Genomic DNA, 14255 nt, shown 5'->3' with positions numbered 1-14255 from the left:
CTCACCCGGCGGGGGCTCACCCGGCGGAGGCCCGACCGGCGCGGTCAGCAGCGCGGTCAGCAGGCGGGGACCCTGCCCTTCCCGGTGTCCAGGGCCTCCAGGGCGTCGACCGCGCCGTCGAGCGTCTCGACCGGGATCAGCCGGAGCCCCTCCGGCAGTTCCGCCCTGGCGTCCGAGCACTCCGCCTTCGGCACCAGGAAGACGGTCGCCCCGTCCCGCCGGGCGGCCTGCGTCTTCAGCGGTACGCCGCCGACGGCGCCTACCTCGCCGCCGGGGGTGATCGTGCCGGTGCCGGCGATGATCCGGCCACCGGTGAGGTCGCCGGGGCCCAGCCGGTCGATGATGCCGAGGGCGAACAGCAGCCCGGCGCTCGGTCCGCCGACGTCGGCGAGGCGCAGCGTGACGTCGATGTCGGCGGAGTCGAGGCCGAGGTGGCCCAGGGCGGCCGTGGTCGCCGCGTCCTGGGACTCCTCCATCTGCTCCTCGTTGTACTGCTCGATCTCCCTCAGGTTGTCGCCGCTCGGGTAGACCGCGTCGCTGGGCATGACCGCACGGTCGGTGGCGAACCAGCCGTCGATCACGTCACCGAGCGAGATGTGCGCGTCCGGGCCGGTCGCCTCGATCGTCGTCATCCGCAGCTCGCCGCTGGTGTCGTGGGTCGGCGCTCCCGAAACGGTGATCACCGGGGTGCCCCGGTTCTCGCCGAGCACGTTCGCCGTCAGACCGGGCCGCGCGACGGAGAACGGCAGCGGCGCGAACACGGCGGTGGCGAGCAGCGCCACGACGGGCAGGGCACAGACGGCCAGAGCACGGGGGCGGGAGAGACGAGAGAGCACGGGGTCAATCTAACGTGGGGGTTTCGGCCGGGGTGACCTGGCGCCCGTTGGTGACGCACCCGACCTGGCTCCCGAAGGGTGGGTCACGCTGGCCGGCGTTCGCGGGGCGCCGCCCGCGGCCGGGCGGTCACCGCAGCGCCTCCGCCACCTCCCGGGCCGCGTCCACCACCCGCGGCCCCACCCGCTCCGGCACCACGTCGGCCAGCATCACCACGCCCACGCTGCCCTCCACCCCGGACACCCCGAGCAACGGCGCCGCGGCCCCGCAGGCCCCCGCCTCCAGCTCCCCGTGGGTCAGGGTGTAGCCGGGGTCGTCGGGCTGCTGCATCCGGGCGGAGAGTATCGCCTTGCCCGCGGCCCCGCGCTCCAGCGGATGCCGGAACCCGGCCCGGTACGCCACGTGGTAGTCCGTCCAGGTCGGCTCGACCACGGCCACGGCCAGCGCCTCCGCGCCGTCCACCAGCGTCAGATGCGCCGTCGCCCCGATGTCCTCGGCCAGCGACCGCAGTGCCGGCATCGCGGCCTCCCGGACCAGCGGGTGCACCTGGCGGCCCAGGCCGAGCACCCCGAGCCCGACCCGGGCACGTCCGCCCAGGTCACGGCGTACGAGCGCGTGCTGCTCCAGCGTGGCGAGCAACCGGTACACGACAGTCCGGTTCACCCCCAGCTTGTGGGAGAGCTCGGTCACGGTCAGCCCGTGGTCCGTGTCGGCCAGCAGCTTGAGGACGCGCAGTCCTCTGTCGAGCGTCTGGGAAGTCTCCGCGGTCACGACGCCCACTCCTTCAGTGGTGAGGTCGGCGGCCCGTCGCGGCGGATGCGTCACCGAGTCCCGTCGGTGACGCGCTTCAGGCCGCCGATCGGCCGGCGGCCCGGCGTGCGGTCCGGACCCAAGTCGCTTCACGGCTGCGCTCCGCGGCGGCGCTGCCACGGGGCGTGTGCGTGCAGGGACAGTAGCGAGCCGGTCCGCTCAGCGGAAGTCTCCGTCCAGAATCCGGGCAGTGGCCGAGAGGGACTACCGACTTTTGTCCCGATACGTACGGCGCACGCTCAGGGCACGCGCACCCCGGGGCAGGCGCCGGTCGGCGGCGGGCGCACGCCCGGGCCGGCCGCGCGCCTCACTTCATCCGGGTCGCCCACTCCTGGACCTTGGCGATCCGCTGCCGCAGCTGCCCGGCCGTGGCCTCGGCACTGGGCGGGCCGCCGCAGACCCGGCGCAGCTCGGTGTGGATGACGCCGTGCGGCTTGCCGCTCTGGTGGACGTAGGCGCCGACCAGGCCGTTGAGCTGCCGGCGCAGCTCCATCATCTCCTTGTGGGAGACGACCGGCCGCCGCTCGGCGGGCAGTTCGAGCAGGTCGGCCTCCTCGTCCGGCTTCTTGCGGCTGTGCGCGATCTGCCGGGCCTGCCGCTTCTGGAGCAGGAGCTGCACCTGGTCGGGCTCCAGCAGCCCGGGGATGCCGAGGTAGTCCTGCTCCTCCTCGCTCCCGGGGTGGGCCTGCATGCCGAACTCGGCGCCGTTGTACATGACCCGGTCGAAGACGGCATCGGACTCCAGCGCCTCGAAGGGCAGCATGTCCTGCTCGCCGGTGTCCTCGTCCTGCTCCCGGTTGGCCTCCTCCATCTCCTTCTCGGACTCGGCGTACGGGTCCTCCTCGCCGCCCTTCTTGGGCCGGTCGAGGACGTGGTCGCGCTCCTTCTCCATCTCGTTGGCGAAGGAGAGGAGGTCCGGCACGGTCGGCAGGAAGACCGACGCCGTCTCGCCGCGCCGCCGGGACCGTACGAAGCGGCCGACGGCCTGGGCGAAGAACAGCGGCGTGGAGATGGTCGTGGCGTACACCCCGACCGCCAGCCGGGGCACGTCCACGCCCTCGGACACCATGCGGACGGCGACCATCCAGCGGTCGGTGCCCGCGCTGAACTCGTCGATCCTCTTCGAGGCGCCGGCGTCGTCGGACAGCACGACGGTGGCCTTGTCGCCGGTGATCTCGCGGATGAGCTTGGCGTAGGCGCGGGCGGAGTCCTGGTCGGAGGCGATGACGAGGGCGCCCGCGTCCGGGATGGCCTTGCGGACCTCGGTCAGCCGCTGGTCGGCGGCGCGCAGCACGGCGGGCATCCACTCGCCGCGCGGGTCCAGCGCGGTGCGCCAGGCCTGGCTGATCGCGTCCTTGGTCATGGGCTCGCCGAGGCGGGCCTCGATCTCGTCGCCCGCCTTGGTGCGCCAGCGCATGTTTCCGCTGTAGGAGAGGAAGATGACCGGCCGCACGACCCCGTCGGCGAGCGCGGAGCCGTACCCGTAGGTGTAGTCGGCCGCCGAGCGCCGGATGCCGTCGCCGCCCTCCTCGTACGTCACGAACGGGATGGGGTTGGTGTCGGACCGGAACGGCGTACCGGTCAGCGCGAGCCGGCGGGTGGCCGGCTCGAAGGCCTCCAGGCACGCCTCGCCCCAGGACTTGGAGTCTCCGGCGTGGTGGATCTCGTCGAGGATGACGAGGGTCTTGCGCTGCTCGGAGCGGTTGCGGTGGAGCATCGGCCGCACGCCGACACCCGCGTAGGTCACGGCGACGCCGTGGTACTCCTTGCCGAGCGGTCCGGCGCTGTACTCGGGGTCGAGCTTGATCCCTATCCGGGCCGCCGCCTCCGCCCACTGTTTCTTCAGGTGCTCGGTCGGGGCCACCACGGTCACCTGCTGCACGACGTGGTGGTGCAGCAGCCAGGACGCCAGCGTCAGCGCGAAGGTCGTCTTGCCGGCGCCGGGGGTGGCGACCGCCAGGAAGTCGCGCGGCTGCTCCTGGATGTACTTGTCCATCGCCCCTTGCTGCCAGGCCCGCAGCTTGCTGGCGGTGCCCCAGGGTGCGCGGCCGGGGAAGGCCGGGGACAGGTGGTGCGAGGAGCTGGCGGTGGTAGTCACGGTCTCCGAAGGGGGTAGATCGGCTCGGCCACGTATGACAACCGGGCCACCCTACCGGCGGCCCGGGCCGGTCGACGCCGGGTCCGGGCCGGGTCACCCCCGGGTGGGACGGACGTCACAGCGGCCCCGCCGGTCGCCGGTGGCTCACCGGGCCCGCAGGCGCGTCGTCACCCACGCCTCCACCAGGGCCACCGCGGCCATCGGCAGGAACACCGCCAGGAAGGCCGCCGGGTGGGAGCCGCCGGCCTGGGTCGCCGCGTGGCTCACGGTGCCGCCGCCGAGGGCGGCGAAGGCGGCTCCGCCGGTGGCCAGCAGCAGCACGTTGGACAGGCCGTCGGAGATCTGCAGGGCGGCGGAGTCGGTGCCGGCCTCCTCGGGGGCGGAGAGCTTCAGCAGCAGGACGCTGGTGGAGGAGATCATCAGGCCCATGCCGAAGCAGCCGAAGGCCAGGCCACGGCCACCGTCCAGGCGGGCACCGCCTCGATCAGCACGCTCGGCGCGGTCGCGATCGCGGCGGCGACCAGGACCATGCCGACGGTCATCAGCCGCTCCCGGCGGGCCTCCAGGCGTGGCCGGGACTGCACCCAGGAGCCCAGCGCCCAGGTGGCGCCGCCCGCCGCCGGCGAGAAGCCGGCCAGTGTCGGGCTGAGGCCGCGCTGGGTGACCAGCATCAGCGGCACGAAGGACTCGGCGGCGATGAAGGAGCCCGCGGCGATGCCGCGCAGCAGCACGACGGAGGGCAGGCCGCGGGCGGCGCGGTAGGTGCCGCGGGGCAGCAGGCCGAGGACGGCCGGGACGAGCAGCGCCGCGCCCGCCGCGCCGGGGACCAGGGAGAGCCGGCGCAGGTCCTGGGCGGCGTACTGGAGCAGTCCGGCGCCCAGGGAGATGCCGAGGGCGAGGCGGATGCGGCGGCGGTCGAAGGAGGCGGGGGGCTCCCCCGGGGCGGGAGCGTCACCGGGCCGGCGGCGCGGGTGCGGATCTGCGGCAGGGCGAGCGCCAGCGGCACGACCACCAGGACCGGGATGCCGACGAAGACCCAGCGCCAGCCGAGGTGTTCGGTCACCGCGCCCGAGGCTGGGGGCACCTCCCACGCCCTTGAAGCAGTGGGGGAGGGCCGACGATGGACGGAACGATCCAGCCGGCCGCGAACGCCGCCATGATCGCCGGCCGCAGCCGCTCCGGGCAGGCCCGCCCGACGACGACGTACAGCGCGACGATCACCAGCCCGCCGCCGAGCCCCTGCACGGCGCGCCCGAGGATGAACAGCCACATCGCCCCGGCCGTCCCCGACAGCACCAGCCCCGTCGCGAAACTCGCGATGCCCCAGGCCAGCGGCGCCAGCGGACCGCGCCGGTCCGACCACTGGCCGGAGAGCACCATCCCGAACAGGCTCGTCGTGAAGTACCCCGAGAAGGCGAAGGCGTACAGCGACACCCCGTCCAGCTCGCGCGCCGCGACCGGCATCGCCGTGCCGACCGCGGTCGCCTCGAACACGATCAGCACGATCACGGAGACGATGCCGACGCTCAGGGCCCGGCAGGTACGGCTCAGCACCGTCTCCTCGGCGGCCGGCGCCCCGGTGACCTCGGCGGTCGCCTCTAGGCGGGCGGCGGGCGGACGGCGCCGGCAGCGGTGTCGGCGACGCCTGTGTCGCGGGGTTCAGGGACGGTCATGGCCGCAAGAGTAAGGGGCCGAATCCCGGGGTGACCCCTGTCGGGAGACGGTTCGGCACCGGGAACTTGGTCCTACGACCGGCCCCGGGGACCGGCGCGGTGCAGGAGCCAGAGGGTGAAGGCCAGCGCGGAGACGTCCGGGGCCAGGGGGCGGCGGCTGTCGTCGGCCGGGTGACGGGTCAGGACCGCGCCGGTGGCGCCGTCGACGACCACGTCATGGCCGTCGGCCAGCCGGCCCAGGCGTATGAGGCGGTCCGCCTGCCCGACGGCCGGGTCCGCGTAGTACTCGGCGAGGGTGGGCAGGGCGATCTCCTCGGCGTCGTGGAGGAACGGGAAGGCGGTTTCGGGCAGGCCCGTCTCGCGCAGGAAGCGGCGGGTGGGCTCGTGGGTGAGGCACGCGGGGAAGTCGATGTCCTCGAAGCGGGTCACCCGGCCCCGGCCGAACTCCCGGTCCAGCAGCCGGGGCGGCAGCTCCACGGCCGGGCCCGACACCGGGCTGCGGCCCGCCGCCAGCACCAGGCAGCCGATCAGCGCGGCCGCCCGCCAGAACAGCGGCACCTCGCAGCCCGCCGGTGTGCGCCGGGACGCGCCGCGCGCCCAGGACGGATCGTCCGCCGCCGTCGCGAAACGGACCAGGGTCAGCGGCGACGGCACCGGCGCCACCGCCCGCGTCGCCGCACCGCTCGTGATCTCCCGCATGCCCCCGTGCATCGTCTCCCCCGCCTGTGTGCGTGCCCGTGCGCGGTGGGCACGGCAGCCGTTCCCACCGCTTCGAACCCTACGCGCCACCACTGACAACGCCCCGCCGTCCGGGGCGCGTTCGGGAGCGGTGTCAGGTGCCGGTCACCACGGCGGCCTGCGGGCGGATCGGCAGGCGGTTGACCGGGCGTCCCGTGGCTGCGCGCACGGCGGAGGCGACGGCCGCCGGGGAGGCCACCACCGGCACCGCGCTGACCGCCTTCGCACCGAAGGGGGCGACCACGTCCCGTTCCTCGACGAGCTTGACGATCCTGATGTCGGGCGTGTCCAGGGCGGTCGGCAGGGCGTAGCCGGTCAGGTCGGGGTGGCGGATCAGGCCGCGCGGGCTGCGCAGGTTCTCGGTCAGCGCGATGCCCACGCCCTGGGTGACCCCGGCCTCGATCCGGGCGGTCAGCTGGGCCGGGTTCAGGACGCGGCCCACGTCCTGGGCGACGGCCAGCTCCACCACCCGTACGGAGCCGATCTCGATGTCGACGTCCACGACCGCGCGGATCGCGCAGAAGGCCATGCCCACGAAGGCGTCGCCCTGGCCGGACTCGTTCAGCGGCTCGGTGGGATGCGGGCGGCACTGGGCGGTGGCCCACAGCTCCTTGCCCTCCATCGCCTCGGTGACCGTGGTCGACAGCACGCCGTCGTACGACGTGATCTTGCCGTCGGTGATCTGGAGCAGCTCCGTCGACATGCCGAACTTGTGGGCGAGCGGCTGGAGCAGCTGGGTGCGGACCATCTTGGCCGCCCGCTCCACCGCACCGCCCGACACCCAGGTGTGGCGGCCCCGGCAGCCGGCGCCGGCCGGGGGCTGGTCGGTGTCGACGGGCGCCACCTGCACCTCGTCGACGCCGAGGGTCTCCTGGACGATCTGCCGGGCGAGCGTGCTGAAGCCCTGGCCGGTCTCGACGGCCGCGCACAGCACCGTCGCGACGCCGTCCTGCACCTTGACGGTGGCCGTGGAGACCTCGTCCGCGCCCTCCGCGCCGAGCATGTGGACCATGCCGATGCCGTAGCCCACGCCGCGGCGCACGGCGCCCGGTTCACCCGCGCCCTCGGGGCCGCCGGGCAGCAGCCACTCCTCCTCGGGCGTGTTCTTGGGCAGCGGCGGGAGGGGGAAGTCGCGGACCGCCTGGAGGAGTTCGGCGACCGGGGCCGGACAGGTGACCGTCTGGCCGGTGGGCAGTACGTCGCCGGTGGCCAGGACGTTGCGCAGGCGCACCTCGGCCGGGTCCAGGCCCAGTTTCCTGGCGATCTTGTCCATCTGCGCCTCGTACGCGGCGCACACCTGCATGGCGCCCTCGCCGCGCACATGACCGGAGGGCGGGTTGTTGGTGCGCACTGCCCAGCCCTCGATGAACGCGTTCGGCACGACGTACGGGCCGCAGGCGAACGCCACGGCGGCGGCCAGGGCCTCGGAGGAGGTGTCGGCGTAGGCGCCCGCGTCGAGCAGGATCTGCGCCTCGACCTTCACCAGCTGGCCCTCGCCGTCCGCGTGGTGGCGGTAGCGCAGCAGGGTGGGGTGGCGGTGGGCGTGGCCGAGGAAGGACTCCTCGCGCGTGGCGGTCAGCTTCACCGGGCAGCCGGTCTTCAGCGCCAGCAGGCCCAGCGGAAGCTGGAAGCCCTGGTCCTCGCGGTCGGACGTGGCGCCCGGCACCCCGGTGACCACGATCTTCACCTGTTCGGGCGACAGGCCGTAGCAGGCGGCGGCGGTGTCGCGGTCGTTGTGCGGGTCGGTGGAGGCCAGGTACAGCTCCACGCCGCCGTCGGGTCGCGGCACGGCGAGCCCGGCCTCGGCGCCGATCGGGGCGGGGTCCTGGCGGCCGATGCGGTACAGGCCCTCGACGACGATCTCGCCGGCCGCCTCCGGGTCGCCGTGCCGGAGCGGGATGTGCCGGATCAGGTTGCCGTCGGGGTGCAGCGGCTCTGCCTCGAAGGCCTGTTCGGGGTCGGTGACCGGGTCGAGCGTCTCGTACTCGACGATGACGGCGGCGGCGGCCATCCGCGCGGTGTCCGGGTGGTCGGCGGCGACGGCGGCGATGGGCTCGCCGTGGTGCCGTACGACCTCGGAGGCGAAGACGGGACGGTCGGCCCGGCCGCGTCCGTGCAGCGGCGTGCCGGGCACGTCCTCGTGCGTGACGACCGCCCGGACGCCGGGCATCTCGCGCGCGTGGGTGGTGTCGATGGACACGATGCGCGCGTGCGGGTGGGGTGAGCGCAGCACGGCCGCCCACAGCAGGCCCTCGGCCCACAGGTCGGCGGCGTACGGGAAGGTGCCCTCCGTCTTGGCGCGTGCGTCGGCGGGTGGCAGGGAGGCGCCGAGGCCGTGCGGGATCGGTTCGGGGGCGGGGGCCGCCTCCGTGGCCCCCGCGGCCTCCGCGGTGGCTGCTTCGTTGCTCACGCGTGGCCTCCGTCCTGGCCGTACGGCGTCTCGCCGTGGGGGTGGTCGTGCGGCTGGTCGTGCGGCTGGTCGTGCGGTGCGCGGGCCCCCGGAGCGTCCGGGCTCTCGTACGCCGACGGGTGCACGCCGCCCGCCCCCGGGCCCGCCTGGTGCGGAATGCGGGGTTCGTCGGTGCCGGTCGTGCCGGAGGGGCCGGAGCCGCCGGACGTGGCGTGGCCGTCGGCGCTGTCGGGCGCGTCGGCCGCGCCGTGCGCCTGGCGCTCGGCGACGACCTCCTCGACGGCCCGCAGGACGCCCCGGTAGCCGGAGCAGCGGCACAGGTTGCCGCACAGGGCCTGGCGGGCCTCCAGGCGGGTGGGCGCCGGGTTGCCCTCCAGCAGGTCGTGCACGGTCATCGCCATGCCGGGCACGCAGAAACCGCACTGCACCGCACCGCACCGGGCGAGCGCCCGCTGCACGTCCGACGGCCGGCCGTCGGCGGCCAGTCCCTCGACCGTGCGCACCTCGCTGCCGGCCGCGGTCGCGGCCGGGACCACGCAGGAGGCGACCAGACGGCCGTCGACCTGCACGTTGCAGGCGCCGCACTCGCCCTGCGAGCAGCCGTCCTTGGCGCCCGCGAGGCCGAGCCGCTCGCGCAGCACGTACAGCAGCGACTCGCCGATCCAGGCGTCGGTGACGGGCCGGTCGGTGCCGTTGACGCGGAGCACGTACGAGGCGAGGGGGTGCTCCTCGTGGTGACCGGCGGAGACGGCGGGCTCCTGCACGGGCGCCGGGGCCGGGTCGGGGGCGGGCGCGGCGGTGTCCGGGTCGGGCGCGGCGGTGTCCGCGTCGGACGCCGGGTCGGGGGCCCGCTCGGGCGCCGGCTCCGCCGCGAAGGCCGGTTCGGCCGCCGCGTCGGGCGCGGACTCGGGCGTCGGCTCGGCGGCCGGCCCGGGCGCGGGTTCCTGGGGGGCCTCGGCGGCCGGCTCGGTCTCCGGCTCCGGCTCCGGCTCCGGCTGCGATTCCGCCTCCGGTTGCGGCTCCGGTTCCGGCTGCGGCTGCGGGTCGGTCGACTCCGCCGGTTCCGTGCCGGCGGGCGGCGCGGACTCCTCCGCCCTCTCCGGGGCGGATTCGGCGTCGGGCGCCGCCGGGGCCGGGAGCGGCTCGGCCGACGGCTCGGCGGGGCTCTCGGGGGCTGCCGCGGCGCCTTCGGCGTCCTCGGTGAGGTGCTCGGCCGGGTGCCCGGACGGCTGCTCCGCGGCGTGCTCCGCCTGCGCCGGCCGCTCGGGGGCGGGGGCGGAGGCGGACCACGGCTGCCCCACCTCCTGGGTGGCCCAGGGCGCGGGGGCTCCGCCGGGGAGGGTGGCCGGGGCGGTGCCGCCCCACTGGTCGGCCAGCGAGGACGCGGTGAACTCGCCCGACTCGTCCGGAAGATCGCCCCCGGCGACGGGAATGGACCACTGCCCGGTCACGTCGTGGCCGGGCGCACCGCTCCCGGCGGAGCCGTCGGCGGCCGTGGCCTCGGCGTCCGGCGCGGCCTCCGAAAAGTCCCAGTGGCCGGTGGCCCCCGGCCGGTACGTGAACCGGTCGTCCCCGCCGTACTGCTGCCCGGCCGCGCCGTACGGGTCCTGCTGTCGGTACCCGGCGTCGGTGCCGTACGGGTCCTGCTGGTGCGGGTCCTCCTGGTGCGCGTCGTGCTGGTGCGGATCCTGCCGGTGGGCGTCCGGGACGTGCCACTGCGTGCCGTCGACGGGCGCGGCCGGCATCGTCCAGGTGCCGGTGGCCGCCGGGTCGGTGCCGGTGGTGGCGGGCGTGACCGTTATCTGCGGGGGCGTGTAGCCGTGGCCGGGCGCGGCGAGCGGGCTCTCGTGGGTCTCCAGCAGCGCGTCGATGCCGCCCTCGGGGAGCTGCACGAAGGCGGTGGCGCCGTCGTCGTAGTCGCCCTGGGGCAGCGGGTCCCAGCGTCCGCCGCCCTGGGCGGCGCCCTCCGGGTGCCGGTCTCCGTGCTGGTCGTCGGTCACGACAGCGCCCTCCCCAGTGCTCGTCGGGCCAGCGCGGCGACGGTGCGCCGCAGGTGCAGTACGGCGGGCGGAAGCTGCTGCGGGGAGCCGTCCTCGGCCGGGGCCGGGTCGGGGATGCAGGCCGCGGCGACGTACTCGCCGAAGGCGTGCACGGCCTCGGGCACGATCGCGCGGTTGTTGTCCCAGTCGATGAGCCCGCCGACCCACTGCTCGGCCTCCAGGGGCCGCAGCGGCATGGGGGCGATGGCGCCGACCGCGCACCGCACGCCACGCCGGGCCGGGTCCAGCACCAGCGCCACGGAGGCGACCGCGCGGCCCGGTCCGGTCCGTCCGGTCGCCTTGAGGAAGACCTGCGGAGCGTGCAGCAGCGGCACGCGCACGTAACCGATGAGTTCGCCCGCGCGAAGCATCTCCATGCCCGCCAGCAGGTGCGACACCGGGATCTCCCGGCGGGCCCCGCCCGGGCCCGCGATGATCAGCGTCGCCTCCAGGGCGGCCAGCACCGGCAGGGCGTCGCCCGTGGGGGCGGCCGCGGCGATGTTCCCGCCCAGGGTGCCCGCGTTGCGGATCTGCGGCGGCCCCGCCGCGCGGGCGGCGGCGGCGAGGGCCGGGATCAGGGCGGCGAAGTCGGGGCGGCCCACGCGCGCGTGCGTGAGGCCGGCGCCGAGCAGTGCGTGCCCGTCCTGGTACTGCCAGCCGCGGATCTCGCTGATGCGGCCGAGGCCGACCAGCGCGGTGGGCCTGAGCTGCCCGGAGTTGACGGCGGTCATCAGGTCGGTACCGCCGGCCACGGGCACGGCGGCGGGCATGGCGGTGAGCGCCGCCACCGCCTCGTCCAGGGTCGTGGGCAGCGTGACGGCCTGCGCCGCCTGCGGTGCGTGCGTGCTCAAACCGGCTGCCCCTTCCCGCTGTCCACCTGGTCCCGCCTGTGCTGCCGTACGGTACGTGCTGACAGGGCGGACGTGGCAACTCTGGCACATCTTCGCAGGGCCCGAGCGCGGGGGTCCGCTAGGAGGCATTCGCCCACCTCACCGGCGAGATGGTCCGTTTCGCTCGGCATCTACGAGGTTTGTCCACGCCGTACGAATTGGCACTCTTCGGTGAAGATTGCGGCGTTCTTCGCACTTTTCAGGGCCGGTTCTGCTGGTTCGGGGCTGGGTGTACTCGTTCGGGTGCCGGTCCTACTTGTTCGGCGGCGGGCCGTCGACCGGCCGGCCGAGCACGCCGGGGCGGCGCTGCCACGGCCGCGGCCCGGCGGCCGGCCGGTAGGCCACGCCCAGGGCGTCGAGCCGCCGGTAGTGGGCGGTCATCCGGCGCTCGAAGTCGGCGAAGTCCCGTTCGGCGGGGGCCGGCAGGGCGCTCCAGGCGACCTCGGCGAAGGCGGCGAGGCGGGGGAAGGCCTGGTAGTCCACCCGCGCGGGGCTCTCCATCACCTCGGTCCACACGTTGGCCTGCGTGCCCAGGACGTGCCGGGCCTCCCGGGGCGTCAACTCGGGGGGAACGGGCTCGAACCGGTAGACGTCCTCCAGGGTGCGCACGAACCCGATCGGTACCGGCTCGTCGGCGCCCGCGTGCTGCCGGTGGTCCAGGTACACCTGCTGCTCGGGGCACATGACGACGTCGTGCCCGGCCCGGGCGGCGGCGATCCCCCCGGCGTACCCGCGCCAGGACGACACGGCCGCCCCGTCGGCCAGGCCGCCCTCCAGGATCTCGTCCCAGCCGATGAGCCGGCGCCCGCGTGCGGTGAGCCAGCGGTCGAAGTGCCGGATGAACCAGGACTGGAGCGCGCCCTCGTCCGCGAGCCCGAGTTCCTTGATGCGCGCCTGCGCGACCGGCGAGCGCCGCCACTGGTCCTTCGGGCATTCGTCGCCGCCGACGTGGATGAACTCCGAGGGGAAAAGGGCGAGGAGTTCCTCGAACACCCCCTCGTAGAAACGCAGGGTGCCGTCGGTGGGGGCGAGGACGTTCGGAGAGACGCCCCAGGTGTCCCAGACGGACAGGGCGGCGGTGTCGACGACATCGGTGTTGCCGAGTTCCGGATACGCCGCGATGGCGGCCTGCGAGTGTCCGGGCACGTCGATTTCCGGGACGACGGTGATGTGCCGTTCGGCGGCGTAGGCGACGATCTCCCGGATGTCGTCCTGGGTGTAGTGACCGCCGTGCGGCTTGTCCTCCCACAGCGGCGAGGCCCGGTGGCCGAATTTGGTGCGGGCCCGCCAGGAACCGGTCTCGGTGAGCTTCGGATACCGCTCGATCTCGACACGCCAGCCCTGATCATCCGTCAGATGAAAGTGGAAGACGTTGAGTTTGTGCGCGGCCATCAGGTCGAGGTAGCGCAGGACGCCGTCCTTGGGCATGAAGTGCCGGGCGACGTCGAGCATGAAGCCGCGCCAGCGGAAGCGGGGGGCGTCCCGCACTCGGACCAGCGGCAGCCGCCACCGCCGGCCGGGGAGCGGCGCGCGCCGGAAGGCGTCCGGGCCGAGCAGTTGCCGCAGCGTCTGAGCGCCCCAGAAGAGGCCGGCCGGACCGCCGCCCGTGAGGTGCACGCCGGTCGCCTCGACGGTGAGCCGGTAGCCCTCCGCCTCCAGGTCCCCGTCGAGTGACAGCCGGACGGCGTCGCCGTCCCTCGCCCCGGGGGCGAGCGGCAGGCCGGTGGCCGCGCCCAGCGTGCCGCGCAGCCAGCGTTCGGTCCGCTCCGTGCCCGCGCCCGCCACCAGGGCGGTGTCCGGGCCCAGTTCGAAGAACCCGCCCTTGTGGGCCGTCAGCTGCGCCGGCCGGGGAATCACGTCCATCACGTCAGTCCTTCACCGCTCCGCCGAGGCCGGAGACGAGTCGTCGTTGCACGAGTACGAAGAAGACCAGCACCGGGATCGTCATCACCGTGGACGCCGCCATCACCCCGCCCCAGTCCGGGTCCTCCGGTTTGCAGAAGACCAGCAGCGCCATCGGCAGCGTGGACTGGGAGGTGTCGCTGATGATGAAGGACTTGGCGAACAGGAAGTCGTTCCAGGCCGAGATGAAGGAAAACACACTGGTCGCCACCAGCCCCGGGAAGACGAGCGGGAAAAGGATCTGCCAGAGGAATCGCGCCCGGCTCGCTCCGTCGAGCTGGGCGGCCTCCTCCAGGGTCCGGGGCACGGCTTTCACGAAGCCCCGCAGCATCCAGATCGCGAACGGCAGCGAGAAGGCGATGTGCGGCAGGATCAGCGAGCCCAGCGTGTTCAGCCGGCCGAAGTCCCGCATGAGGAAGAACAGCGGGATCGTGAGCGCTTCCACGGGCACCATCTGGGCCACCAGGAACATGATCAGCAAGGTGGTCCGGAAGCGGAACCGGAATCGCGTCACGGCCGTCGCGGCGAGAAACGCGATCAACGCGGAGGCGATCACGACGACCCCCGCGACAAGGAGGTTGTTGAGAAAGCAGCGGCCGAATTCCTGCTGCTCGAAGACCCGCCGGAAGGAGTCCAGGGAGCGCGCGAGCGTCCATGGCCGGGGCTCGGCGGACTCGATCTCCCCGGCCGGTCTGACGGCGCTCAGCACCATCCAGTAGAGCGGGAAGGCGACGACGACGGCGATCAGCAGCGCCGAGGTCTCGGCCGCCGGCCGCCACGGACGGGGCACCCGCGCGCGGAGCATTCACAGTTCCTCCCCCTGGCGACGCAGCAGCCGCAGGTACACCAGGGTCACGGCGA

Annotated in this window: 9 protein-coding genes and 1 pseudogene; all 10 read right to left on the bottom strand. The window is 74.5% G+C overall.

Annotated elements, in window-relative coordinates; translation table 11 throughout:
• Nucleotides 1–56: 56 nt before the first annotated feature.
• The 10 genes and pseudogenes from ACLGIH_RS21340 to ACLGIH_RS21295 all read right to left on the bottom strand — a co-directional run bounded on the left by ACLGIH_RS21340 (nucleotide 57) and on the right by ACLGIH_RS21295 (nucleotide 14199).
• A complete protein-coding gene (locus ACLGIH_RS21340) occupies nucleotides 57–836 on the bottom strand; it encodes a S16 family serine protease (protein WP_416526859.1) in 780 nt (259 codons plus the stop codon).
• A gap of 127 nt (nucleotides 837–963) precedes the next feature.
• Complete coding sequence (locus tag ACLGIH_RS21335) at nucleotides 964–1605, bottom strand: IclR family transcriptional regulator (protein WP_416526858.1); 642 nt, start codon at nucleotides 1603–1605, stop codon at nucleotides 964–966.
• Between the two features lie 346 nt (nucleotides 1606–1951).
• The gene (locus ACLGIH_RS21330) at nucleotides 1952–3742 is read right to left on the bottom strand and encodes a DEAD/DEAH box helicase (protein WP_416526857.1); all 1791 of its coding nucleotides are present in this window, start codon (nucleotides 3740–3742) and stop codon (nucleotides 1952–1954) included.
• Between the two features lie 144 nt (nucleotides 3743–3886).
• A pseudogene (locus tag ACLGIH_RS21325) lies at nucleotides 3887–5415 on the bottom strand (MFS transporter).
• 72 nt (nucleotides 5416–5487) lie between these two features.
• Nucleotides 5488–6114, bottom strand: coding sequence for an SUKH-4 family immunity protein (locus ACLGIH_RS21320; RefSeq protein ID WP_416526856.1), 627 nt, complete (start codon nucleotides 6112–6114; stop codon nucleotides 5488–5490).
• A 133-nt stretch (nucleotides 6115–6247) separates the two neighbouring features.
• Nucleotides 6248–8563, bottom strand: a complete 2316-nt coding sequence (locus ACLGIH_RS21315) for a xanthine dehydrogenase family protein molybdopterin-binding subunit (RefSeq protein WP_416526855.1) — start codon at nucleotides 8561–8563, stop codon at nucleotides 6248–6250.
• The gene (locus tag ACLGIH_RS21310; RefSeq protein ID WP_416526854.1) at nucleotides 8560–10563 is read right to left on the bottom strand and encodes a (2Fe-2S)-binding protein; all 2004 of its coding nucleotides are present in this window, start codon (nucleotides 10561–10563) and stop codon (nucleotides 8560–8562) included. The genes ACLGIH_RS21315 and ACLGIH_RS21310 overlap by 4 nt, the downstream gene beginning before the upstream one ends.
• On the bottom strand, nucleotides 10560–11453 hold the full coding sequence (locus ACLGIH_RS21305) for an FAD binding domain-containing protein (RefSeq protein ID WP_416526853.1): 894 nt from the start codon (nucleotides 11451–11453) through the stop codon (nucleotides 10560–10562). The genes ACLGIH_RS21310 and ACLGIH_RS21305 overlap by 4 nt, the downstream gene beginning before the upstream one ends.
• Before the next feature lie 291 nt (nucleotides 11454–11744).
• Nucleotides 11745–13355 carry a beta-N-acetylhexosaminidase gene (locus tag ACLGIH_RS21300; protein ID WP_416526852.1) on the bottom strand — a complete coding sequence of 537 codons (1611 nt, stop codon included), beginning with the start codon at nucleotides 13353–13355 and terminating at the stop codon, nucleotides 11745–11747.
• A 4-nt stretch (nucleotides 13356–13359) separates the two neighbouring features.
• Nucleotides 13360–14199 (bottom strand): carbohydrate ABC transporter permease, encoded by an 840-nt coding sequence (locus ACLGIH_RS21295; RefSeq protein WP_416526851.1) that lies wholly within the window; start codon nucleotides 14197–14199, stop codon nucleotides 13360–13362.
• Nucleotides 14200–14255 lie beyond the last annotated feature (56 nt).

It is taken from the genome of Streptomyces hamibioticus (assembly GCF_047946815.1).
GTDB lineage: Bacteria > Actinomycetota > Actinomycetes > Streptomycetales > Streptomycetaceae > Streptomyces.
The sequence above is the reverse complement of the archived record's forward strand: the minus strand, read 5'-3'. Positions and strand labels throughout refer to the sequence as shown.